Origin of the sequence: Streptomyces sp. NPDC059740 (assembly GCF_042733155.1) — a bacterium.
Taxonomy (GTDB): Bacteria; Actinomycetota; Actinomycetes; order Streptomycetales; family Streptomycetaceae; genus Streptomyces.
Genome location: NZ_JBHWGP010000017.1, coordinates 20,989 through 42,931, shown reverse-complemented (window position 1 = coordinate 42,931; position 21,943 = coordinate 20,989). Strand labels below are relative to the sequence as shown.

At 73.2% G+C, this 21,943-nt stretch carries 20 protein-coding genes; 6 read left to right on the top strand and 14 right to left on the bottom strand.

What is annotated here, in order from left to right; translation table 11 throughout:
• Window positions 1-21 precede the first annotated feature (21 nt).
• Both ACFV3R_RS20405 and ACFV3R_RS20400 read right to left on the bottom strand, forming a co-directional pair.
• Window positions 22-1,269, bottom strand: coding sequence for an ATP-grasp domain-containing protein (locus tag ACFV3R_RS20405; RefSeq protein ID WP_385584652.1), 1,248 nt, complete (start codon window positions 1,267-1,269; stop codon window positions 22-24).
• Window positions 1,266-1,931 (bottom strand): SAM-dependent methyltransferase, encoded by a 666-nt coding sequence (locus ACFV3R_RS20400; protein ID WP_385584649.1) that lies wholly within the window; start codon window positions 1,929-1,931, stop codon window positions 1,266-1,268. The genes ACFV3R_RS20405 and ACFV3R_RS20400 overlap by 4 nt, the downstream gene beginning before the upstream one ends.
• A gap of 283 nt (window positions 1,932-2,214) precedes the next feature.
• Between ACFV3R_RS20400 and ACFV3R_RS20395 the strand changes: the two genes are divergently transcribed.
• From ACFV3R_RS20395 to ACFV3R_RS20380, 4 genes are all read left to right on the top strand, one after another.
• A complete protein-coding gene (locus ACFV3R_RS20395; RefSeq protein WP_385584646.1) occupies window positions 2,215-3,270 on the top strand; it encodes a PLP-dependent cysteine synthase family protein in 1,056 nt (351 codons plus the stop codon).
• On the top strand, window positions 3,267-3,887 hold the full coding sequence (locus ACFV3R_RS20390; RefSeq protein ID WP_385584643.1) for a serine O-acetyltransferase: 621 nt from the start codon (window positions 3,267-3,269) through the stop codon (window positions 3,885-3,887). Before ACFV3R_RS20395 ends, ACFV3R_RS20390 begins: the two co-directional genes overlap by 4 nt.
• Window positions 3,888-3,984: 97 nt before the next feature.
• The gene (locus tag ACFV3R_RS20385; RefSeq protein WP_385584640.1) at window positions 3,985-5,271 is read left to right on the top strand and encodes an MFS transporter; all 1,287 of its coding nucleotides are present in this window, start codon (window positions 3,985-3,987) and stop codon (window positions 5,269-5,271) included.
• Between the two features lie 158 nt (window positions 5,272-5,429).
• Window positions 5,430-8,615 carry a BTAD domain-containing putative transcriptional regulator gene (locus tag ACFV3R_RS20380; protein WP_385584637.1) on the top strand — a complete coding sequence of 1,062 codons (3,186 nt, stop codon included), beginning with the start codon at window positions 5,430-5,432 and terminating at the stop codon, window positions 8,613-8,615.
• Window positions 8,616-8,682: 67 nt separating this feature from the next.
• Here the strand turns inward: ACFV3R_RS20380 and ACFV3R_RS20375 are convergent, their stop codons facing one another.
• The 9 genes from ACFV3R_RS20375 to mca form a co-directional block, all read right to left on the bottom strand.
• A complete protein-coding gene (locus tag ACFV3R_RS20375) occupies window positions 8,683-10,374 on the bottom strand; it encodes a WD40 repeat domain-containing protein (RefSeq protein WP_385584634.1) in 1,692 nt (563 codons plus the stop codon).
• A gap of 421 nt (window positions 10,375-10,795) precedes the next feature.
• The gene (locus ACFV3R_RS20370; protein WP_385584631.1) at window positions 10,796-11,257 is read right to left on the bottom strand and encodes a hypothetical protein; all 462 of its coding nucleotides are present in this window, start codon (window positions 11,255-11,257) and stop codon (window positions 10,796-10,798) included.
• Window positions 11,254-11,799, bottom strand: coding sequence for a deaminase (locus tag ACFV3R_RS20365; protein ID WP_385584628.1), 546 nt, complete (start codon window positions 11,797-11,799; stop codon window positions 11,254-11,256). Before ACFV3R_RS20365 ends, ACFV3R_RS20370 begins: the two co-directional genes overlap by 4 nt.
• 172 nt (window positions 11,800-11,971) lie before the next feature.
• Window positions 11,972-12,664, bottom strand: a complete 693-nt coding sequence (locus tag ACFV3R_RS20360; protein WP_385584625.1) for a RibD family protein — start codon at window positions 12,662-12,664, stop codon at window positions 11,972-11,974.
• Complete coding sequence (locus tag ACFV3R_RS20355; protein WP_385584622.1) at window positions 12,661-13,683, bottom strand: formylglycine-generating enzyme family protein; 1,023 nt, start codon at window positions 13,681-13,683, stop codon at window positions 12,661-12,663. Before ACFV3R_RS20355 ends, ACFV3R_RS20360 begins: the two co-directional genes overlap by 4 nt.
• Before the next feature lie 60 nt (window positions 13,684-13,743).
• The gene (ribA, locus tag ACFV3R_RS20350; protein WP_385584619.1) at window positions 13,744-14,394 is read right to left on the bottom strand and encodes a GTP cyclohydrolase II; all 651 of its coding nucleotides are present in this window, start codon (window positions 14,392-14,394) and stop codon (window positions 13,744-13,746) included.
• A 109-nt stretch (window positions 14,395-14,503) separates the two neighbouring features.
• Window positions 14,504-15,097, bottom strand: coding sequence for an NADPH-dependent FMN reductase (locus ACFV3R_RS20345; RefSeq protein ID WP_385584616.1), 594 nt, complete (start codon window positions 15,095-15,097; stop codon window positions 14,504-14,506).
• Window positions 15,098-15,869: 772 nt separating this feature from the next.
• The gene (locus ACFV3R_RS20340) at window positions 15,870-16,172 is read right to left on the bottom strand and encodes a hypothetical protein (protein WP_385584614.1); all 303 of its coding nucleotides are present in this window, start codon (window positions 16,170-16,172) and stop codon (window positions 15,870-15,872) included.
• A 3-nt stretch (window positions 16,173-16,175) separates the two neighbouring features.
• Window positions 16,176-17,048 (bottom strand): mycothiol conjugate amidase Mca, encoded by an 873-nt coding sequence (gene mca / locus ACFV3R_RS20335; RefSeq protein WP_385584611.1) that lies wholly within the window; start codon window positions 17,046-17,048, stop codon window positions 16,176-16,178.
• 98 nt (window positions 17,049-17,146) lie between these two features.
• Here mca and ACFV3R_RS20330 point away from each other — a divergent pair, with 98 nt between their 5' ends.
• Both ACFV3R_RS20330 and greA read left to right on the top strand, forming a co-directional pair.
• On the top strand, window positions 17,147-17,596 hold the full coding sequence (locus ACFV3R_RS20330; RefSeq protein ID WP_385584609.1) for a DUF4307 domain-containing protein: 450 nt from the start codon (window positions 17,147-17,149) through the stop codon (window positions 17,594-17,596).
• 469 nt (window positions 17,597-18,065) lie between these two features.
• Window positions 18,066-18,563, top strand: coding sequence for a transcription elongation factor GreA (greA, locus tag ACFV3R_RS20325; protein WP_385584606.1), 498 nt, complete (start codon window positions 18,066-18,068; stop codon window positions 18,561-18,563).
• A gap of 112 nt (window positions 18,564-18,675) precedes the next feature.
• On the opposite strand, the gene ACFV3R_RS20320 is transcribed toward greA, so the two are convergent.
• The 3 genes from ACFV3R_RS20320 to ACFV3R_RS20310 all read right to left on the bottom strand — a co-directional run bounded on the left by ACFV3R_RS20320 (window position 18,676) and on the right by ACFV3R_RS20310 (window position 21,826).
• Window positions 18,676-19,722: a glutathione S-transferase family protein gene (locus ACFV3R_RS20320; RefSeq protein WP_385584603.1), complete on the bottom strand. Its 1,047-nt coding sequence runs from the start codon at window positions 19,720-19,722 to the stop codon at window positions 18,676-18,678.
• 170 nt (window positions 19,723-19,892) lie between these two features.
• Window positions 19,893-20,750, bottom strand: a complete 858-nt coding sequence (locus ACFV3R_RS20315; protein ID WP_385584600.1) for an ABC transporter permease — start codon at window positions 20,748-20,750, stop codon at window positions 19,893-19,895.
• On the bottom strand, window positions 20,747-21,826 hold the full coding sequence (locus ACFV3R_RS20310) for an ATP-binding cassette domain-containing protein (protein ID WP_385584597.1): 1,080 nt from the start codon (window positions 21,824-21,826) through the stop codon (window positions 20,747-20,749). Before ACFV3R_RS20310 ends, ACFV3R_RS20315 begins: the two co-directional genes overlap by 4 nt.
• Window positions 21,827-21,943 lie beyond the last annotated feature (117 nt).

Below are 21,943 nucleotides of genomic sequence, written 5' to 3'. Positions count from 1 at the left end.
TCCTTCCGCTCAGGCGCGCGGTCACGCGCCGGTCCCCGCTATCACGAGCCGGGTGGTGGCGATGACCTCGGCGGCGAGACGTCGTGCGTCCTCGGCGGTCGCGGCCAGGGTGATCACCGAGCCGTAGCGGTCGCGGTTGTGCTGCGGCGGCCTGACCTGGGTGCCCGTCGCCTGCCAGATCTCGTAGTCGACCACCCCGTCGGCCGCGCGCAGGGCGCTGGCCTCCACCGCACGCAGTTCGCCCGGCCTGTCCGCGGTCAGCGCCTTGATGCAGGCGATGCGGCCGGTGGGCGCCACCTGCGGCAGCGTGCCGTGCAGGAACAGGTCGACGAGGTCGCGGTAGACGTCCCGCTGGAGCGCCGCACTCTGCACGTAGGGCATGAGCCCGCCGGCGAGGCGCCCGTTGACCTCGATCACGCGCGGCCCGGCCGGAGTCAGGATGATCTCGGTGTGCGCGGCGCCGAAGTCGAATCCGACGGCGTCCAGTGCCGCGCGGCAGGTCGCGGCTATGTCCTCGGCCCGCGGGTGCGGAACCGGGAAGCAGCCGCCGAGTTCGACCTGGTGGGGCAGGGGCGTGACGTCCCGGTCGGTGATGCCGAGTACCAGGTGCTCGCCGCCCGCGGTCAGGGTCTCGCAACTCACCAGTTCACCGGTGAGGAACTCCTCGATCAGGACCTTGCGCTGGGCCAGCGTGGAGCGTCCGTAACTGTGCTGTTCGAGGATGGGCCGGGAGCAGGCCCGGACCTCCTCCGGGGTGGTGGCGACGCTCACGTTCACCGAACCCGAGCCGTCCACGGGTTTGACGACCACGGGGTAGCCGACCTCCTCGGCGGCCTCGACCGCCCCGGGCAGGTCCTCGGCCAGGCGGCAGCGCACCGGCGGCAGTCCCGCCTCGGCGAGCCTGCGCCGGCAGGCGTACTTGTTGCCGAGCAGCCGCAGGGCGTCGAGCGAGGTGTGCCTGATGCCGAGCCGCTGTGCGACGCTGCTCACCGCCAGGGTGTGCTTCTCGCTCACGCTCAGCACGGCGTCCGGGCGGCGCACGGCGACCAGCGGCGCCAGTGCCTCCCACAGCCGGTCGGGGTCGGCGGTGTCGGGCACCTCCCGTACGTGGTCCGCCCGGACCAGGTCGGTCTCCTCGGCGGGCCTGCCCTTGAGGTACCAGGCGAGGTCGCTGGTGACGAAGGCGACCTCGTGCCCCGCTTCCGAGGCGACGCGGACCAGCTCGAAGGCCCGCCACGACTGGTGCTCCACGATCACGACGAAGCTCATGCCAGGGCCTCGTCCCGGCTGAAGGTCGCCAGCAGGTAGTGCCGTCCCGGGAGGTCCCGCGGGACGCTCCGGCAGGAGGACAGGGTGAAGCCGTGCTGCCCGAACACGTCCCCGAGTTCGGCCTCGGTGAACTCGCGGCACAGCCGGCGGTCGTTGCTCAGGTAGGTCGCGCCCTGCGCCTCCCTGGCGCCGAAGACGGAGACCAGGAGCGTCCCGCCCGGGCGCAGCACCCGCCACAGCCGTTCGATGTAGGCGCCGTACAGGTCGGGATGCTGGTGGTGCATGCACCCGTTGTCGAGCACCGCGTCGTAGACGGTGTCCTCCGGCAGGTTCAGCAGGTCGGTCGTCAGGAACCGGGCCCGGTCCTCCCCCGCGGCACTCACCTCGTCCCACTGCGGGCTGCGCAGCAGGTCGATCCCGGTCACGCGGTGGCCGGCCCGCAGCAGGACGAGCGCGTCCCTGCCGTGCCCCGTGCCCACGTCGAGGACGTGTTGTCCGGGGCGGTCGGCGAGCACACCGATCAGGTCCTGCACCGCGTGCTGCATCGCCGGCTCGCCCGTCCAGGAGTCCCGCCCCTCCGCGTACCGGGTGGCGAAGTCCTCGGCCAGGGCCGACGGGTACACGTTCGGCCCGAGCGGTGGGGAGTCCACTTTCTCGATCACGGGGTTCCTTTCACGGGGCGCGGTACGCGCCGCCTTGCCGATCGGGGCGGGCGGTCCGGTGGCGGGGGTCCACCGCTCCGGGGCGCCCTCGGGTACCGGAGGTGCCGGGGCCGCCCGGCTGGTGCCGGCGGTGGTCAGCACAGTGCCCAGTGGGGTTCCCGCAGTGCTCCCCGCGGCCTCCCGCCGGGCCGCGGGGACGAGGGACCCCGGGGGGACCACGGAGGGAACCCGGGCACGGCAGGCTTGCCCGGACGTTGCCTACCCGCGCCGAGTGAGGTTTCCGATGCCCCCTGCCGTCGCAGTCCAGCCACTTGAGGCGCCCTTCACCGCACGGGACCTTGCAGCCGGTGTCCCCGACCTGAAGGAGGTGGGCAGGCGGCACCCCGCTTACGGCCGCTTCGCCGAGTCGGTGGGCAACACCACGTTGATGGAGCTCCCCGGTACGGCCGGCGGCGCCCGCCTGTTCGGCAAGTGCGAGTGGGAGAACCCCGCGGGCTCCATCAAGGACCGGGTCGCCTGCGCCCTGCTGGGGGACGCCCTGCTGCGCCACGGCGACCGGCCGCTGAGCGAACTGCGCGTCCTGGAGTACTCCGGCGGCAACCTCTCGCGCGCGCTCTCCCTGCTCAGCGCGGAGCTGGGCATCACCGCCCGCTTCGTGCTGTCGTCCGCGAGCCCGGCCAGCCTCCTGGAGCTGCTCGCCACCCGCGGGGTCGGTGTCGACCTCGTCGACAAGGAGCTGGGCTTCCTGGAGGTGGTGCGCCACGCTGTGCGCATCGCTGCGGCCGACGACCGGTGGACCCTGCTCTACCAGCACCGCAACCCGGTCAACGTCCTGCTCCACGAGGCGACCACCGGCGCGGAGATCCTCCGTCAGCTGGACGGCGCCACCCCGGACGCCTGGGTGGCCTCGATCGGGACCGGTGGCACGCTCGTCGGAGTGCTCAGGGCGCTGCGCGCGGCCCACCCCGGGGTGCGAGCCGTCGGCGTGTCGCCGGCGGAGCTACCCTACGGGAGTGCGGCACAGCCCAACGGACTCCCGAAGTACGCCGGTTCGGGCGGCATGGGACTGGGCATCCGCCAGCCGTTCGTCACCCTCGACGACGACCGGATCGAGCACCGCACGGTCTCCTGGCCCCAGGCGCTGGCGGGCATGGCCGACTTCCACCGGCTCACCGGGGTGCGCATCGGCAGTTCCGCCGCAGCCAACTGGCTGGCCGCCCGTGAAGTGGCCGCCGCGCTGCCGTCCTCCGCGACCGTGGTCACCGTGCTGCCGGACGCCGGGACGCCCGAGGAGTGGCAGCGGGTGGCGGCTCTCCAGGTCGCGGAACCGGTCGCGTGAAGCGCCGGAGCCGGCTGTCCCTGCTCCGGAACAGGGTGCTGGCCGACCTCCGGGTGGTGGTGGAGCGCGACCCGTCGGTGCGCGGCCTGCCGGAAGCGGTGCTGGCGCCCTACCTTCCCGCGCTGTGGCTGCACCGCCTCGCCCACCCTCTGTACCTCCGGGGGCACCGGAGCACGGCCCGGGTGATGACCCTGGTGGGGCGGATGCTCTCCGGGGGGTGCGACATCCACCCCGGGGCCCGGATCGGCAGCGGTCTCTTCATCGACCACGCCTGCGCCGTGGTCATCGGCGAGGACGCCGTCCTGGGCTCGGACGTCACGCTGTACCACCAGGTCACGCTGGGCGCGGTGGGGTGGTGGCGCGACCGCACCAGGCCGCCGGGGGAACGGCGTCACCCCACTCTCGGCGACGGGGTGGTCGTGGGGGCGGGAGCGTCCGTCCTGGGCCCGGTGGCGGTCGGTGACGGGGCGTTCATCGGCGCGCACGCCCTCGTCACCTCGGAGGTACCGGCCGGCGGACGGGTCCTCGCGGCAGGAGGTGTCCTGCCGCGGCAGTCGTCGGCGCCGCCCCGCCGTGAACGCCCGCACGGCGCGGCGCTCGACCGGGAGCCCACCTGAGCGCCACCGCGCACCGCCCCGGTCGGGTCCACCGGTCGGGGCGTTCCCCCCACCGCCCGCAGACACTCACGGCCCGAGAGACGAATCGAGAAGCACTATGACCACCCCTGCGCCCTCCCCCGCCGGGGGCAGCGAAACGGCCTCCGCCCCTGTGCGGACAGGCGCGTTCGCGGCCCTGCGTCAACGGGACTACCGGCGTTTCTTCCTCGGCCAGCTCGTGTCCAACACGGGAACGTGGACCCAGCTGGTGGCGCAGGACTGGCTGGTGCTCAGGCTCACCGGCCACACCCTCGACGTCGGCATCACCTCGGCGCTGCAGTTCCTGCCGGTGCTGGTGTTCAGCCTGGTGGGCGGAGCCGCCGCCGACCGCTGGCCCACCCGCCGGCTGCTCGTGGTCAGCCAGGTGCTCCTGGGCCTGTTCGCCGCGGTGCTGGCGGTGCTGACGCTGACGGGCGCGGTGCGGCTCTACCTCGTCTTCGCCCTGGCGCTGCTGACCGGGTCGGTACGGGCCTTCTCCGCCCCCGCCCTGCAGGGCTTCGTCTCCGAGGTGACGGGCCCCGAGCTGCTGCGCAACGCCGTCAGCCTCGGCGCGCTCAACTTCCAGAGCGCCCGGCTGGTGGGCCCCTCCGTCGCCGGTCTGGTCATCTCGGTGGTCGGCATCGGGTGGGCCTTCGCCGTGAACGCGCTGTCCTACGCCGTGGTGGTGGCCACCCTGCTGGCGGTGCGTGCCGGGGCGGGGCAGGCGACCGCCACGCGCCGGAAGCCGGGCGGTGTGCGGGAGGGACTGGCTCACGTGCGGCAGCGGCCGGAACTGCTGTGGCCCATCACGCTGGTGGCCTGCGTGTGCACCTTCGGCTACAACTTCCCCACGCTGCTCGCCGGTTTTGCCAACGGGCCGCTGCACGCCGACGCGCAGCACTACTCCTTCATGACCGCGTCCCTCGGGGCGGGTGCCGTGGTCGGCGCGCTGGTCACGGCCCGCCTCGGCGACCGCGGGAAGAGCCGTCTGGTCGCCTACGCACTCGCTTTCGCGGCGACGGAGGCACTGGCGGGGGCGGCCCCGGGGTACACCGTGTTCCTCGTCCTGCTGGTCGCGATGGGCCTGGTGAGCATCATCTTCAACACCACGGCCAACGCGACCGTGCAGCTGGCTGTCGAGCAGGGCATGCGGGGACGGGTCATGGGGTTGTACTCGCTGGCCTTCTCGGGCGGCACCACGGTCGGCGGGCCGCTCGTCGGGTGGGCCGTCGACGCCTGGGGAGCCCGTGCCGCGATGGGGATCTGCGCCCTCGTCACCTTGGTGGGGGCCGCGGCGGTGTCCGTCTCGCGGGCTCGGGCGACCGCGGTGAGCGGCTCCCCGGAGGACGGCGGCCTCCCCTCGTGACCTGACTGCGGCGCTGCGCGGGAGCCGTCCGCTGCGGGCGGCACCGGTGGCCGGGAACGCCGGGTGTCCACCCCCCGCCCGGCCGTAATGGTGTGAAACCTGTCACAGGCTTTCTCCACCCCGTTCCCATACACTCCCCACCGGGTCGGCACAGCATCATGCTGCTGCGGCACCAGGGGGAGGCTGCCATGGGCGTGGGCGGGAACCTGACGGAAGTCCAAAGTGGGGACACCGGCCCCCGCCCGGCGGAGGGCGCCGGACCTGACCGCACCACCCGCTCGGCACCGGAACAGGTCCGCTTCGCGATCCTCGGGCCGCTGACGGTCACCTCCGGCGAGCAGGCGGTGCAGCCCGGCGGGGCGATCCCCTCGCGCGTACTGGGGGCCCTGCTGGTGGAGCCGCGCCGCGTGGTGCCGGTGCACCGGCTGGTGGCCATGGTGTGGGACGACGACCCGCCGGACACGGCCCTGCACCAGATCCGCAAGGCGGTGTCCATCCTGCGGGGCAGGCTCCCCGGAGGCGGCCGGCTGATCGTCACCGCCAACGGCGGCTACCGCATCGACATCGAAGAACACCAGCTGGACGCCAGCCTGTTCGCGATCCGGCTGCGCCGCGCCGGCGAGGCCGAGGCGGCCGGGCTGCTGGACAACGCGGTGGCCGAGTACCGCGCGGCCCTGCGCCTGTGGCGCGGCCCCACCCTCCAGGGACTGGGTGGCGCGATGATGGCGCGTGCCACCCTCGCGCTCGCGGAGCTCAGGGTGCGTGCCACCGAGAAGTGCCTGGAGCTGCGGGCCCGGCTCGGCGAGTCCGCCGCCCTGATCGGGGAGATCCGTGCCCTGGTCGAGGAGCAGCCGCTGCGGGAGTCCCTGCGCCACCAGCTCATCCTCGCGCTGTACCGGTCCGGGCGGCAGGCCGAGGCGCTGAACGAGTACGCCACGGTCCGCACCCTGCTCGCGGAGGAGCTCGGCATCACGCCCGGCGCCCGCCTCATCGCGCTGCACGAGGCCGTCCTGCGGCAGAGCCCCGAACTGGACCTGCCGGCGACCGCCAGGAATCCGGCCGGGTCTCCTCCTCCGGTGGCGGCCCCGCGGTTCGATCCGCCGGACTGCCCGCCGAACACGCTGCCGTACGACCTCGCCGACTTCACCGGCCGGCAGGAGGAGCTGCGTCGGCTGCTCGACCTGGTGCACGCGGACACCGGCGGCGGCACCCGGATCGTGACGGTGGACGGCATGGGAGGCGCCGGCAAGACGGCGCTGGTCGTCCGGGTGGCGCACCGGCTGGCCGAGGAGTACCCGGACGGGCAGCTCTACGTCGACCTGCGCGGCCACACCCTCGGGTTCGCACCCCGCACCGGTGGCGATGTCCTCGCCCACCTGCTGCGGGTCATGGGGGTGCCCGGCGAGGGGGTGCCCGAGGACGTGCGGGGGCGGGTGGCGCTGTGGCGCTCGATCACCGCGCAGCGCCGGCTGTTACTCGTCCTGGACAACGCCGTGAGCACCGAGCAGATACGGCACCTGATACCGGGGTCGACGCGCGCCCTGGTGCTGGTCACCAGCAGGGTCCGGCTGGTGGAACTGGCCGGTGCCACCTGGCTGGCGCTCGGGCTGCTGCCGGAGGCGGACGCCGTCGAGCTGATGCGGCGCACCCTGGGCGGCGAGCGGACCGACGCGGAGCCGGCGGCGATGACCGAGCTGGTCCGGTTGTGCGGCCGGCTGCCGCTGGCCCTGCGCATCGCGGCGGCCAGGCTGGGCCGGCGCCCGGAGTGGAGTATCCGGCACATGGTCGCCCTGCTCGCCGACGAGGACCGCAGGATGCGGGAGCTGCGTTCGGGCGAGCACAGCGTCAGCGCCGCCCTGGCCCTGTCGTACGACTCGATGCCCGCCCCGCTGCGCACCGCCTTCCGGCTGCTCGCCGGGCACCCCGGGCCGAGTTTCTCGCGCATGTGCGCGGCGGCCCTGCTCGCGCTGACGCCCGAACAGGCCGACGAGGTGCTGGAGAGCCTGCTGGACGCCCACCTGCTGGAGCAGCGGACCTGGGAGCGCTACGACCTGCACGACCTGGTCCGCAGTTTCGCGCTCAGTCTCCCGCCGGACGACGACTGCGGTGCCGAGGCCCGGCGGGCGGGCTGCGAACGGCTGATGCACTACTACGTGCACGCCGCGGAACGCGCCTGCGACCTGCTGTTTCCCGGCCGGTACGAGCACGGCCTGAGCGTGCCGGGGCCGGTGCGGTCCCCACTGCCGGCGTTCGCGGACCCTGAGGAGGCGCGGGCGTGGTTCGGGACCGAGCACGCCACGCTCCTGGCGGTGCTGGCGGCGGGACGCCGTGCCGGGCTGCACCGCCACACCGCTGTGCTCGCCCGCAGCCTCGCCTTCTACCTGCACAGCCAGGTGTACTACGAGGACTGGCGCACGGTGGGGCAGTACGCGGTGGCCGCCGCCCGGGAGCTGGACTCCCCTGCCCTGTTGAGCGTCTCGCTGACCAACCTGGCCGTCGCCCACTGGCAGTGCGACGAGTACCGGCCGGCCGCCGAAGCCCTGGAGGAGGCGCTCGAGCTGGCCGGCCGGACCGGCGACCCGCAGCGGGAGGCGGTGGCGCTGAGCAGGCTGGGGATCGTGCGCTGGAGTCTGGGCCGGTTCCATGACGCGCTGGGCTCCTACCGCGCGGCACTCACCCTGCACCGCCGGCTCGGCAACGAACGGGAGAGCGCCGAGACCCTGGGCAACGTCTGCGCGGTGCTCACCGCGCTGGGCCGTGGCGCGGCGGCCGTCTCCACCGGCGTGGAGGCGGTGGCGCTCGCCGGGCACATCGGCGACCGGATGGTGGAGGCGTTCGTCCTGACCGAACTCGGCCACGCCCACGCGCGCAACGGTGAGGACGGGGAGGCGGTCCGCTGCCTCGAACGGGCCCTCGCCCTGGCGGAGGCCGTCCAGGCCCCGGCCAAGGAGACCGCCGCGCTGCTCTGCCTGGGCGAGGTGCGGCTGGACGCGGGCCTCACCGATGAGGCGCAGCAGTGCGCCGAGCGGGCCCTGGAACTGGCGCAGGCACAGGGCACCCGCAACCGGCGGGCGACGGCGGAGAACCTGCTCGGCCGGGTCCACCTCGCGCGCGGTGACGCGGTGTCGGCCCTCGCCTTCCACCGCCGGGCCCACGCGCTGGCGGCGGCTGTCGAACTGTGGCCCGAGACCGCCCGCGCACTGGCCGGTTCCGCCGACGCCCTGCGGGCGCTGGACCGGGCGGAGGAGGCGGAGGTCCGGCAGGCGGAGGCGGACCGGCTCTTCGCCGTCATGGGCGTCCCGGTGGAGGCGCGACCGGGGGTGCGGGTGCGGGTGCGGGTCTGACCGGCGGCCCGGCCCGGCGCCACGGCTCGGCTGCCGCAGTGCGGCACCGCCGTGGCGCCGGCCGGGATCAGGCGGCTTCCACGGGGACCGCGTGCACCGCGCTGTCGTACGAGCTGCACAGGAAGCGCCCGCCGTCGGCGTCGTAGGCGATCGAGGAGATGCCGGCCGTGGTGGGGCGCAGCACCGTGGACCATTCGCCCTTGGCCCGGTCGTAGACGGCCACCATGCCGTTGTAGCCGCCGGTGGCGACGAACCGGCCGTCGGCGGAAGCCGCCACGCTCTTGATGGAGTGGTCGTGCGGGCTCTTGACCGTCTCGGCCTCGGTCCCGGACCAGATGCGCAGCCGCAGGTCCCGGCTGACGCTGGCGAACTCGCCGTTGCCCAGGCCGGCGCAGCCGTTGGCGATCTTGTCGTGGGCCTCGGGTACGCGCCCTTCCTGGGTCAGGGTCCGCACGGAGAACCAGGCGGCCTCGGCATCGGCGCACACCGAGAGGATCAGGTCGCCCGAGACCGCCACCCCCTTGACCGCGTTCTGGTGCAGTTGCAGCGTCACCTCGTGGCGCAGCCTGCCCTCGTCCGTGACGGAGAAGACCAGTCCCTCACCGGTGTACGTGCCGACGACGACGTGGGGCCGTCCGTCGCGCTCGAAGACCGCTCCGCAGTTCAGCGGTGACCTGTGCTGGTGCAGCACCTCGCCGGTGAAGGCGTCGAACAGGGCGCCCATCTGACCGCCGGTGACCACCAGGGGCCCCACGTCGACGAGGAAGTTGCACAGGCTTCCGGTGCGTGAGCGCTCCGCACCGTCCTGCCACAGCACGCCCGCGTCCCCGATGGTCAGGACGGTGCCCTTGTGGGGTGTCACCGCGTTGTAGCCGGGGGTCGGCTCGACGCCGCCGAGGTCCCAGCTGCCGTCGTCCACCCGGTAGGTCGCGTAGGAGGAGCCGAAGGTGGCGAAGACGAGCGTGGTGTCGTTGAGGAAGGCGCACGAGCGTGGCCACACCTCGCTGGGCAGCGTGGAGGAGGCCACCTCGGTCAGTCCGCCGGTGATGTTCCACACCCGCAGGGTCCGGTCGTAGCTGAGGCTGACCAGGAGGCCGCGGGCGGCGTTGAGGACCAGTCTCTTGATGCCGGCGTCGTGGGCCGGGTGGTTGGTGGTGCCCTGCTCGTCGACGACGACGATCTCCCCGTCGTCGTTGCCCGCGTACACGGTGCCGTCCGTGGCCAGGGCGACGGTGTCGGTCTCCACACCGCCGAGGTCGATGTCGGCGACGATGCCGCCGGTCTCCACCGACCACCGCTTGATGGTGCCGTCGTCGCTGGAGGAGACCAGTTCCTGACGGTCGCCGCCGGCCCACTCCACGGAGATCACGTCCGCGGTGTGTCCGGTGAAGACGGCCTTGAGGCTGCCGTCCAGCCCGTAGACCCGGACGTTGTGGTCCCGCGAGGCGGTGGCGATCAGCGGCTCGGTCGGGTGGAAGACCGACATCTCCACGTCGTCCTCGTGGTCGGAGAGCACCGCCTGCAGCCGCAGCTCGGGCAGGGACCACAGGCGGGCGGTGTAGTCGCTGGACGAGGTCAGCAGGTACCGGCCGTCCGGGCTGAACGCCACCTGGTTGGCGAGGTGGTCGTGGGTGCTGCGGGCGACCGGGGTCTTGTCGGCTGCGTTCCAGAGGATGACCTGGTTGTCGTAGCCGGCGGTGGCCACGTAGGTGTTCTGGTAGGCGGCGATGCCGCTGATGGGGCCGCGGTGGCGGATCACAGAGGTACTCCTGGGTGAGAGGTGGCGGGCGGAGGGGCGGTTTCGGACGCGGGAGGCGGTTTCAGACCCGGGGGGCTCTGTCGGCCCCGTGGGGGACGACCGTGGGACCGCTGTCGGTGGCCTGCACAGAGTGGGCTCGGTGCGGGGCCTGCACGCTTGGGGCGGCGCTCTGCACGCCGAGGGCGCCGGCGAACAGCACGGACAGGGAAAGGACGGAGGCGGGGAGGTGCTTGAGCATGGTGACCTGCCAGGGGTGAAGTCGCGGGAGCGAGGTGGAAGGCGATGCAGAGCACGTGACCGGGAGGGTGGAAGTCGTCCGCTCCGGACATGAGGAATCCTCACCGGCAGACCTCCTCGCCTCCTCCCTCCCGGTTCCCGCAGGTTTCCGGCGACCGGTACCCCGGGGCGGCGGGGCCGGTCCTCAGGTGTCGGGGACGCCTCGCGCGTGGTGGTAGGCGCGCAGCAGCACGGCCCGGACGACCTCCGTCTCGACCGCGTTGCGCGGGCCGTACACCAGCAGCGCCCCGTCCGGGCCGGGCGGGGCGGCCCAGCCTCCTGCGTGCACCGCCCATGCGGTGGCCGGCGGGAGGAAGACGTGCACGCTGCCGTCGTAGTGCGGATGCAGGTGGGCGAACTCGGTGCCCGCGAAGAACATGTGCGGCGGGCCGAGCGCGAGCCAGGTCTCCAGGTGGAAGGCGCGGCTGCCGCCCGGGCAGGCGGACGAGGCGCCGGTGCGCACCCCGTGCAGGACGGACATCCCCCTCTCCAGCCGGGTCTGCTGGTCGACCGGGGCGTTCTGGGTGAGCTGCTCCGCCGGCGGCCCGGTCACCACGCAGGGGGGCGGGCCCGGCCGTGGCGGCAGCGGCCACGGCACAGCCGTCATGCCGGCCCGCCCTCTCCCGGCGGTCCGGTGGCGGGCCGGCCCAGGGGCAGGTGGCCGTTGGACCGGCGGGCCAGGTCGGCATAGGCGGGCAGCTCCTCCACCGCCACGCCCGCATCGCGGAGTTGTTCCAGGCCGCGGCAGCGGGCGACGAACAACTCGGGCTCCCGCCAGCCGACCACGACCCGCCCGACCCCCGCCGAGACGATCAACTCGGCGCACGGGCGCGGCGCGGAGGCCCGCTCACTGCAGGGTTCGAGCGAGCAGTACAGCGTGGCCGTCCGCAGCTCCGCACCAGGGGGAAGCGCGCGCAGGGCCGCCTCCTCGGCGTGGACCGGTGAGCCGTCCTGACGGGAGTAGCCGGTGGAGAGCACCGAGCCGTCGGCGGCCACCAGCACCGCCCCCACCGAGTAGGCGGTACGGGAGGGCGGACAGTGCCGTGACAGGGCGATGGCCTGCTCCAGCAGGGCGCCGTCGTCCCGGCCGGGAAGCAGTGCGCCCTCCTTGCACGCGGCGAGGACCTGGTCGTGTCCGGGTGTGCTCATGCCGTCCCACCTGCTCGGTTGCGTCCCGTGGACCCGCGGCCCCGGGAGGGCGCGGGTGGGACAGGGTCGGGTGCGGCTCCGGCGGGCGGACGTCGGCCGGGCCCCTGACCGCGGGCGCGGTCAGGGCGGCACGTGCCGCGCGTGCCCTGCGTCTCGTGGTGTGCCGTGCGCATCAGGCAGCCGCCTCCCGGTCCCCGGCACGGTGGCAGCGGTAGGTCAGCAGGACCGAGTCCTCCAGCACTCTGGTCTCCAGCAGCTGCAGCCGCCGCCCCGACTGGGGGAAGCTGCCGCTGCCGACGAAGCGCGGGGCGCCGGCTTCCCCGACGATCAGCGGTGCGATGGACAGCTGGATCTCGTCGGCCATGCCTGCGGCCAGGAAGGCGGTGTGGATGTGCTGCCCTCCCTCGACGAAGAGCCTGCGGACCCCCCGCCCGCCCAGGTCGGCGAGGACGGCGCCGGGTTCGGGGCCGGCTGCGAGCTCGGCCACCTCCGCCCGGTCGCCCAGGCGTCGGCGCAGTCCTGGTGCGGCGGCGGGCGGGCAGTACACCAGTGCCCGCCGGTCGCCGTTCCACAGGACGCGGTCGGAGGGCAGCCGGCCGCTGCGGGTGAGGACGACGGGGAGCGGATCGGCGGGCAGTCCGCGCTCGGCCCGCTCGGCGCCGCGCCGGGGGGAGACGCGCAGCCGCGGGTTGTCCCTGCGCAGGGTCCCGGCCCCGATCAGGATGGCGTCGCAGCCGGCGCGTTCCGCGTCCACCCGGTCCAGGTCGGCTCTGCTGGAGAGCACCAGGCGTTCGGGGCCCGTGCCGTCGATCCTGCCGTCCAGGGAGGAGGCGCAGCTCAGAATGGTGTGGGGACTCTCGGTCATGGCCGGGCGGCCCCCTCGGCGGGGGCAGGCGTGCCGGGCGTCTCGGCGAGCCGGAACCCCATCGCGTACATCGGTTTGCGGTACCAGCCGTGGCGGCGCCGGCAGCGCGCGAGGTCGGCGTACCGGGTGAAGCTGCCGCCGCGTGCCACCCGGTAGCCGGCGCCCGAACGGAGCAGGTCGTCGGCGACCGCGGTGCCGCCCGGGTACGGCCGGTAGTCGTCGGCGACGTACTCCTCGACGTTGCCCGCCATGTCGTCCGTGCCGAACGGGCCGCGGCCTGCCGGGTGGACGCCGACCGGGGTGGTGGTCAGGGGGCCGGTCTCGACCGTGTTGGCGCAGTCCTCCGCCATCCGCTCACCCCACGGGTAGGTGCGTCCCCCGGGTCCGGCGGCGGCGTGCTCCCACTCGTCCTCGGTGGGGAGCCGGAAGGCCCGTCCCGTCCTGGCGGAGAGCCAGGCGGCGTAGGCGTCGGCGTCCTCGGGGGTGACGGTCCACACCGGGTGGTTGGCCCGCTCGGCGGGGTACGCGCCGAACGTCCAGGAAGTCGGTGGCGGGGTGCCCGGGTTCTCCAGGAGGAAGGCGCGGTACTCCAGGTTGGTCACCGGGTAACGCGCCATGCGGTAGGGGGCCAGTTCCACCGGGTGTGCGGGGACTTCCTTCTCGATCCATTCGCGGACGACGCCGACGGCGGCGAACTTTGCGACGACGGCGTCGACGTGCTCGGCGCGCAGCCCGATCGTGGCGGTCCCACCGGGAACGTCCACCATCTCCGGGGACCACACGTCGATGCGCGGGTCACCCAGCAGAGCCAGCAGGCTCCCCGCGGCGAACCGGGTGAGGTGGGGCAGCGCCGGGTCGCCGGCCGTCACCGCCAGTTGCTCCGGCGACCGGGACGCCAGCTGGGCGCACTCCTTCTGGTACCTCATGCGGTCGATCCGGTCGACGAACGCCTCGGGCAGCCCCATGGCCTCCCGTTCGCCCATCTCGTTGGGGTTGGTGGCGGTGACGGGCTCAGACATCGGCGTACCTCCGGAACCCGGCGGCGCGGTGGCAGGACGTGGCGGTCGGTCGGTACCTCATCAGGCGGTCTGCTCTTCCAGCTCGATGGTGTGCAGCGTCTTGCTGGCCTTGGCCGACAGGTAGGAGGAGTTGTGCCGGGTGCGGAAGACGCCCGTGCGCACGACGTTGCGCACCTTGATGCCGAGCGCGACCAACTGCCGTACCTTGTCCGGGTTGTTGGTCAGCAGGTCGATCTCGGTGTGGCCGACGGCGCGGAGCATCTGGGCGGCCGAGGCGTAGTCCCGCAGGTCGTCCTCAAGCCCGAGGGCCCGGTTCGCCTCGTAGGTGTCCAGGCCGGTGTCCTGGAGGTGGTAGGCGTCGAGCTTGTTGTAGAGCCCGATGCCGCGTCCCTCCTGGCGCAGGTAGAGAAGGATGCCGCCGCGGTCGGTGATGAGTTGCAGGGCCTCACTGAGCTGCGGCCCGCAGTCGCACCGCGCCGAACCGAACAGGTCCCCGGTCAGGCATTCCGAATGCAGTCTGACCAGCGGCACGTCCTGCGGCTGTCCGAGTCGCAGGGCCAGGTGTTCCTTGCCGTCCAGCAGCCCGTCGAACGTCACCATCCGGGCGTCCAGCGGCATTTCGTGGCCGAAGCCGAGCGGTACGCGGACCTCGGTGCGCACGGTGGCGTGGCGGGTGGGGTCCGTGTCGGGTATCCCCGTGACGTCCTGCATTGCTTGGTCTCCTCGTGTGCTGGGTGCGTGGGGCGGACCTGGCCGCCGGGGCCGGGCCCGTGGGTGCGCGGTCACCGACGGGAGGTGTGCCGTTCCGTCGGCCGGTGCGTCAGACTCCGGTGGCTGCCTGGGGATCGGGGTGCGCCGGCAGACCGAGGCCGGTCAGCACGGACTCCGCCACGGCGTCGAGGGCGGCCACGAGGGCGGGTTCGGTGAACAGGCCGCGTGCGGTCTCCCGCTGCGTCGCGTTGCTGACGGCGAGGACCGGGTGGTCCAGCAGCACCGCCCCGGCCCTCTCCAGTACGGCGCGCAGACCCGCCTGGGCCTCCTCGCCTCCCCTGCGGCCGGGGGAGGCCGAGAGGATCGCCGTCGGCCTGCCGGTGAGGGAGCTGTCCCGCCAGGGCCGCGACAGCCAGTCGAGAGCGTTCTTGAGCACTCCGGACATCGCGCCGTTGTAGGACGGCGTGCTGATGACGAGGGCGTCGGCTGCGGTCACCAGGGCGCGCGCGTCGGACACGGCGGCGGGCAGGGCCGTCTCGTCCTGCTCCACGTCCTGGTCGAAGTGGGGCAGGGCACCGGGGTCGAGAAACCCGGTCCCGATCTTCCCCGGGCGGCGGGAGAAACGGTCCTCCAGGGTGGCCAGCACGGTGCGGTTCACCGAGGCGCCCCGTACGCTCCCTGGCAAGAGGACGATCTTGGTCACGGTTCTGCTCCTCGGCGTCGTCGACGCGGTGCGGGCGGCCGGTGTGGCTGGGGAGCACAATCCGCGAGGGACCTCCCCCGCAGATCCCTGCCGGTTCCCGCGGGGACCGCCGCCTTGTCCCCGATTCCGGGCACCGGGCGACACGACCGGCCCGCGGCGCCCGGCGTGTGCTCGGGGCGCGGGCAGAGCACGGCCAGGGGCAGAGCACGGCCAAGGTGCAGGGCACGGGCGCGTCACCGCCGCGTCCTGCCGGACGCGGCTCGGCTCGTCCCTCACCTCGCGGACGCCGGCCACCGGCTCACAGGGCGGGGCGGGCCACCGGCGTACAGGGACGGCTGGTGCCCGGGCGGTCGGCTTTCGGGGCCGGGGCTGGAGCCGGGGCTCGGGAGGGAGCACGGGTGCGTACCCCCCGGGGGATGCGGCACGGCTCCCGGAGCAAGGAGCGGTACGCCGTCATCGAGGCCGTGGCCGGGAGGGGCGGTCGCCGTGAGCCGGAGCACGCCGAAGCGGCCCGGCCGGCCTGCGCGGACCCGTGCGGCCCGCGCGGCTACAGGTCAGCCGTGCTCAGCCGCGTCCCCGACCCGGACGAGGGGAGGCCGGGGTGCGTGCGCGGAAGGAGCAGGGGAGCGTGCGCCTGCGGCCGGGCATGCCGGAACAGCCGGGCATGCCGGAGCGGCCGGGGTCGGCTTGCTGCCCGACCTTTCCGGCTCGTCTCCCGTGCGGGCGGCGGTTCCGTGCCGGGCCCGGCGGACCGGCACGTTCCGCGGGGGCCCTACGGCGTGCCGGTGGCTGCGGTGCGGCCCTTGGCGGCGCCCGCCGTCCTGCCGTCCGTCGCGGTGTCCGCCTCGGACGCCGCGGTACCGCCGTCGGAGCCCTTCTCGGCCTCCTTGGGGGTCTCGGTGAAGTCGACGTTCCGCATGTGCTTGTTCATCGACTTCATCAGCAGCCACACGGCACCGGCCATGACCGCGAAGACGACGAAACCGAGAAGCCCCGGAGTCACCTTGTCAGGGTCGACTTCCTTGGCCAGGGTGACCGCGTGCGTCACGGCGAGGGTGCTGTTCGCGCTCATCATGGGTCAATTGTTGCGGATGCCGGCGAAGAGGTCGTCCTCGGGGAGGGAGGTGTCCACGAGCGACTTGGCGAGTTCGTACTCCTCGGTGGGCCAGACCTCCTGCTGGAGGTCCATGGGGACGCGGAACCAGCCGCCGTCCGGATCGATCTGGGTGGCGTGGGCGATCAGCGCCTTGTCGCGGATCTCGAAGAAGTCCGCGCAGGGCACGAAAGTGGTGATCGTGCGCTCCAGCCGCTCGAACTCCGTCCACCGCTTGAGCCACTCCCCGTAGGGGGACTCCAGGCCGCGCTCCAGCATGGCGTTGTGCAGCGCCTCGGTGCGCTGCCGGTTGAAGCCCTGGTTGTAGTAGAGCTTCTTCGGCTGCCAGGGCTCGCCGGCCTCCGGGTAACGGTCGGGGTCCCCCGCGGCCTCGAACGCCACCATCGTGATCTTGTGGGTCATGATGTGGTCGGGGTGCGGGTAGCCGCCGTTCTCGTCGTAGGTGGTGATCACCTGGGGACGGAACGAACGGATGAGCCGGACCAGCGGCTCGGCGGCCTTCTCCACGTCCTGGAGGGCGAAGCAGCCCTCGGGCAGCGGGGGCAGCGGGTCGCCCTCGGGCAGGCCGGAGTCGACGAAGCCGAGCCACTCCTGCCGGACGCCGAGGATCTCCCGGGCCTCGTCCATCTCCTTGCGCCGCACCTCGTGGATGTGCTCCTCGACATACGGGTCGCCCTGGAGCTTCGGGTTGAGGATGGAGCCGCGCTCCCCGCCGGTGCAGGTCGCGACCAGCACGTCCACCCCCTCGGACACGTACTTGGCCATGGTGGCGGCACCCTTGCTCGACTCGTCGTCGGGGTGGGCGTGCACCGCCATCAGTCGTAGCTGCTCAGTCAAGACTCGATCCTCAGTGAAGGTCCGTTGAAGACGACTCCTATAGTGACCGAAGCGAGGGGGCATTTGATTCCTGGTCCGCCTACCGGAAGGAACCCGCCATGGCGCCGGACGCGCAACCCACGGCGCCCGACACCCACCGCCCCGGGGGCGTGGGGACGCCCCCGGCAGGCCGGTACGGCCGCACCGCGGACGAGCGCAAGGACCGCACGCTCAAGATCGTCGGATCGGTGCTCGGCGCGGTCCTGCTCGTGGTGGTGGCGTGGGCCGGGGTGTCCTACATCACCGGGCAGAAGCTCAGCGGCAGGCTGATCACGTACCAGGTGCTGTCGGACAGGGCGGTGACCGTGCACCTGGAGGTCGTCAAGGACGCGGACGCCACCGGGGTGTGCACCCTGCGCTCGATGGCGGAGGACAACACCGAGGTGGGCCGCAAGGACGTGCCGATCCGGCAGCGGCACACCAAGCAGGTCAACACCACCGTCACCATCCGCACCACGGCCCACGCCACCAACGCCGAGCTGCAGGGCTGCACGGCCTCCGGAAGCTGACGGCTTCGGCGAGCGGCCGGCGCCCCGCACCCCTCCCTCCCCCGCCCCCGGGCACCCGCCACCTCCCAGCTCCGTCCGGCACGCTTCGGCGGCTCCGGCGGCTTGCCGGCCCCTGCCCGCGAGCCCTCGCCCAGGTGTGAGGACGTGCCCGGCGGGGCAGGACCCGTTCGGGCCCGGGAGTGTCAGGCCGGACGGGAGACCGGCGGCGCTCGGGGGACCGCCTGCGCCGCCGCACCGACTGCTTGTGCGCGCGGGGGCGGGACCACCGCGCCCGGCGGACGGCGACCGCGGCCCCCGTCCGTCCGGCACGCTGGGGAACGGCTCTGACCAGGGCGGACACTGCGCCCGGAGATTTTCCCTTCCCCGCTTTGTACCGGAATTGTTAGGCTCGTGGTTTCGCCCACCCGAGAAGGCGCAAAGCTTCCTGGGAGGGCGTTTGATGTATTCCCTGTACCGACGAGGAGCACCCGTGACCCAGACCAGCGACAACGTCACCTGGCTGACCCAGGAGGCGTACAACCAGCTCAAGGCCGAGCTGGAGCACCTGTCTGGTCCCGCGCGTATCGAGATCGCGGAGAAGATCGAGGCTGCCCGTGAGGAGGGTGACCTCAAGGAGAACGCCGGCTACCACGCTGCCAAGGAGGAGCAGGGCAAGCAGGAGCTCCGCGTGCGCCAGCTCACCCAGCTCCTCGCGCACGCCAAGGTGGGCGAGGCGCCGGCGGACAACGGCGTGGTCACGCCGGGGATGGTCGTCACCATCGCCTTCGACGGCGACCCGGACGACACGCTGACCTTCCTGATGGCCTCCCGGGAGTACGCCAGCTCCGAGATCGACACCTACTCCCCCCAGTCCCCGCTGGGCACCGGTGTCAACGGCAAGAAGGTCGGCGAAGAGGCGCAGTACGAGCTTCCCAACGGCAAGATGGCCATGGTGAAGATCCTCGACGTGAAGCCCTACAGCTCCTGACGACGGCCCGCGTCACCGAGCGCGGCGGCCCGCCCGGCCGCTCCCGGTGGGCGGCACCCGCGTCACGACGGCCCGGACCGCGCGGTCCGGGCCGTCGGCGTGCCGGGAGGCGTCAGGCCGTGGCCGGCCGCCCCGCCGCCGGCACCTGCTCGTCCGCCGGGGCCGGCCCGGGCGGGGTCCCGTCGCCGAACGGCCGACCGCCCAGCTCCTCGCGGTGGTGCGGGGTGAGCCAGCCGGACAGGTCCGGGCCGGCCGGGACGATGGCCGAGGGGTTGATACCGGTGTGCACCTGGTAGTAGTGGCGCTTGATGTGGTCGAAGTCCACCGTGTCGCCGAACCCGGGCGTCTGGTAGAGGTCACGGGCGTAGGCCCAGAGCACCCGGTCCTCGCTGATCTTGAACTTGTTGCACTTGAAGTGGCCGTGGTAGACGGCGTCGAACCGGACGAGCGTCGTGAACAGCCTGATGTCGGCCTCGGTGATGCTGGGACCCATCAGGTACCGGCGGTCCGCCAGCCGCTGCGAGAGCCACTCCAGGCGGTGGAAGACGTCCCGGTAGGCCGCCTCGTACTCCTCCTGTTCGGTGGCGAAGCCGGCCCGGTACACGCCGTTGTTCACCTCGCGGTAGACGCCGTCCATGACCTCGTCCATCTCCTCGCGCAGCGCCTCCGGGTAGAGGTCGGGTGCGCCGGGGCGGTGGTGGCCGGTCCACTCGGTCGCCAGGTCCAGGGTGAGCTGCTGGTAGTCGTTGGTCACCAGGCTGCCGCTGGGTACGTCGACGACGGCCGGGACGCTCACCCCGCCCGGGTAGTCCTTCTCGCGGGCGTCGTAGGCCTCGTGGAGGTAGCGGATGCCGAGGACCGGGTCGCGGCCGTCGGGGTCCAGGGTGAACCGCCAGCTGCGGTCGTCCTGGAGGGGGTCGGTGACGCCGAGCGAGAGGGCGTCCTCCAGCCCCAGCAGGCGCCGCGAGACCAGGGCGCGGCTCGCCCACGGACACGCCCGGGAGACGACGAGCCGGTAGCGGCCCGCCTCCACCGGCCAGCCGTCGCGGCCGTCCGCCGTGATGCGGTCCGCGAAGTGGCTCCTGGACCGCTTGAACTTCTTCCTGCCGTAGGAGTCGTTGCCCCCGCTGCCGGGGCCGCTCTTGTTCTCCGCGTCCATGCCTTCTCCTCCTCCTGCCGGGGAGCCGGCGCCCTGCCGCCCCGTCTGCATGCCTCACCACTGGTGCGGCGGTCCATGCCGCCCCGCCCGCACCACCTCGACGCCTTTCCGGCCCCCGGAGGTTGCCGCCGTGCGCCGGGCGCCCGCGAGCAGCCGGGGTGGCGGCTCACTCAGCCGGTCGCGGAGCGGTACTTGCGGACGGCGAGGAAGCGGAACACCAGGATGATCACCACGGACCAGATCAGCGAGGCGGTCACCGGGTGCTGCATCGGCCACGCGTCGGGCACCGGGTAGTGCGGCGGGAGGTTGCCGAAGAGCCGGCGGCAGGCCTGGACCGTGGTGCTGAACGGGTTCCACTCGGCGATGTGGCGCAGGAACGCCGGCATGTTGGTGGTCGGGACGAACGCGTTGGAGACGAAGGTGAGCGGGAAGAGCCAGACCAGGCCGCCGGAGGTCGCGGCCTCCGGTGTCCGCACGCTCAGACCGATCAGGGCGCCGATCCACGAGAACGCGTGGCCGAGCAGCAGGAGCAGGACGAAACCGAGCAGGATCCGGCCGGCGTCGGTGTGCGTGCGCCAGCCGACGATGAGCGCGACCCCCGCCAGCACCAGCAGGGTCAGCGCCGTCTGCACCAGGTCGGCGAGGGTGCGGCCGGTCAGCACCGCGCCCCGCGTCATGGGCAGCGAGCGGAACCGGTCGACGAGTCCCTTGTGCATGTCCTCGGCGATGCCCGCCCCCGACCCGGCGGTCGCGAACGTCACCGTCTGCGCGAAGATCCCCGCCATCAGGTACTCGCGGTAGGCGGCGGGCGAGGTGGAGCCGCCCACGGCGATCGACCCGCCGAAGACGTAGCTGAACAGCACCACGAACATGATGGGCTGGACCAGCCCGAAGACCAGGACCTCGGGAATCCGCAGCATGCGCAGCAGGTTCCGCCGGGCCACCACCAGCGAGTCGTGCACCGCCTGTGTGACGGCGCCCCGGCGTGCGGCCGGGCCGAGGGCCGCGGCGTCCGTGGCGGCGCTCACCGTCCGCCCTCCTCGGCCCGGTGGCCCGTCCCGGCCCGGTCGTCCTGCTCGGCCGGTGCGCCCTGCCGGGTCCCGTCCGGGTCCGCGCCGCGGGCCGCCGCTCCCGGTCCGCCGCCGCCGTTCCCGGTCTCCATCTCGTCCGCTGAGTGCCCCGTCAGGGAGATGAACACGTCGTCCAGTGTGGGCCTGCGCAGCCCCACGTCGTCGATCTCCACACCGCGTGCGTCCAGCTCCCGGATGACCTCGGCGAGCAGCCTGGCGCCGCCGGTGACGGGGACGGTGATGCGGCGCGTGTGCGGCTCCACCTCGGTCTCGCCGCCGCCCGCGCCGGCCAGCACCTCCTGCGCCACGGCGACCTGTGCGTCACGGTGCACCACCACCTCCACGCGCTCGCCGCCGATCCGGTCCTTGAGCTGGTCGGCGGTGCCCCGGGCGATGACCTGGCCGTGGTCGACGACGCAGATGTCGTGGGCCAGCCGGTCGGCCTCCTCCAGGTACTGCGTGGTGAGCAGCAGTGTCGTGCCGCCGGCGACGAGTTCCTCGATGACCTCCCACAGGGCCTGCCGGTTGCGGGGGTCGAGGCCGGTGGTGGGCTCGTCCATGAACATCACGGGCGGCCGGACGACCAGTGCGGCGGCCAGGTCCAGGCGTCGCCGCATGCCCCCGGAGTAGGTCTTCGCGATGCGGTCGGCGGCGTCCGCGAGACCGAACCGCTCCAGGAGTTCGGCGGCGCGTGCCTTCGCGTCGCGGGCGCTGAGCTGGTAGAGCTGCGCCACCATGCGGAGGTTCTCGCGTCCCGTCAGGTACTCGTCGACGGCCGCGAACTGGCCGGAGAGGCCGATGACGCGGCGTACCTCGTGGGGCGCGCGCACCACGTCGACACCGGCGACGACGGCACTGCCGGCATCCGGCTGCAGCAGCGTGGTCAGCACCCGCACCGCCGTGGTCTTGCCGGCCCCGTTGGGGCCCAGCAGGCCCAGCACGGTGCCCTCGGGGACGTCGAGGTCGACGCCGTCCAGCGCCCGGACGTCCCCGAAGGTCTTCACCAGCCCCTCGGCATGGATGGCGCCTGGCATGCGGTCACTCCCCGTAGTGGGATGCTCTCGTTCCGAGTCTACGGAGGGTGGGGCCCGCCACCCGGCTGCGACGCAGACCGGTCAGGCGCCGCCCGCCGGCACCGCTCCTGCCGGCCG

Bases quoted from the DNA above. Each gene is read 5' to 3' on its own strand.
- ACFV3R_RS20405 (WP_385584652.1), bottom strand. From the start codon at position 1,269: ATGAGCTTCGTCGTGATCGTGGAGCACCAGTCGTGGCGGGCCTTCGAG.
- ACFV3R_RS20365 (WP_385584628.1), bottom strand. From the start codon at position 11,799: ATGAGCACACCCGGACACGACCAGGTCCTCGCCGCGTGCAAGGAGGGC.
- ACFV3R_RS20310 (WP_385584597.1), bottom strand. From the start codon at position 21,826: ATGCCAGGCGCCATCCATGCCGAGGGGCTGGTGAAGACCTTCGGGGAC.
- ACFV3R_RS20340 (WP_385584614.1), bottom strand. From the start codon at position 16,172: ATGATGAGCGCGAACAGCACCCTCGCCGTGACGCACGCGGTCACCCTG.
- ACFV3R_RS20380 (WP_385584637.1), top strand. From the start codon at position 5,430: ATGCTGCTGCGGCACCAGGGGGAGGCTGCCATGGGCGTGGGCGGGAAC.
- ribA (WP_385584619.1), bottom strand. From the start codon at position 14,394: ATGCAGGACGTCACGGGGATACCCGACACGGACCCCACCCGCCACGCC.
- ACFV3R_RS20320 (WP_385584603.1), bottom strand. From the start codon at position 19,722: ATGGACGCGGAGAACAAGAGCGGCCCCGGCAGCGGGGGCAACGACTCC.
- ACFV3R_RS20385 (WP_385584640.1), top strand. From the start codon at position 3,985: ATGACCACCCCTGCGCCCTCCCCCGCCGGGGGCAGCGAAACGGCCTCC.
- ACFV3R_RS20395 (WP_385584646.1), top strand. From the start codon at position 2,215: ATGCCCCCTGCCGTCGCAGTCCAGCCACTTGAGGCGCCCTTCACCGCA.
- ACFV3R_RS20330 (WP_385584609.1), top strand. From the start codon at position 17,147: ATGGCGCCGGACGCGCAACCCACGGCGCCCGACACCCACCGCCCCGGG.
- ACFV3R_RS20360 (WP_385584625.1), bottom strand. From the start codon at position 12,664: ATGACCGAGAGTCCCCACACCATTCTGAGCTGCGCCTCCTCCCTGGAC.
- ACFV3R_RS20355 (WP_385584622.1), bottom strand. From the start codon at position 13,683: ATGTCTGAGCCCGTCACCGCCACCAACCCCAACGAGATGGGCGAACGG.
- ACFV3R_RS20370 (WP_385584631.1), bottom strand. From the start codon at position 11,257: ATGACGGCTGTGCCGTGGCCGCTGCCGCCACGGCCGGGCCCGCCCCCC.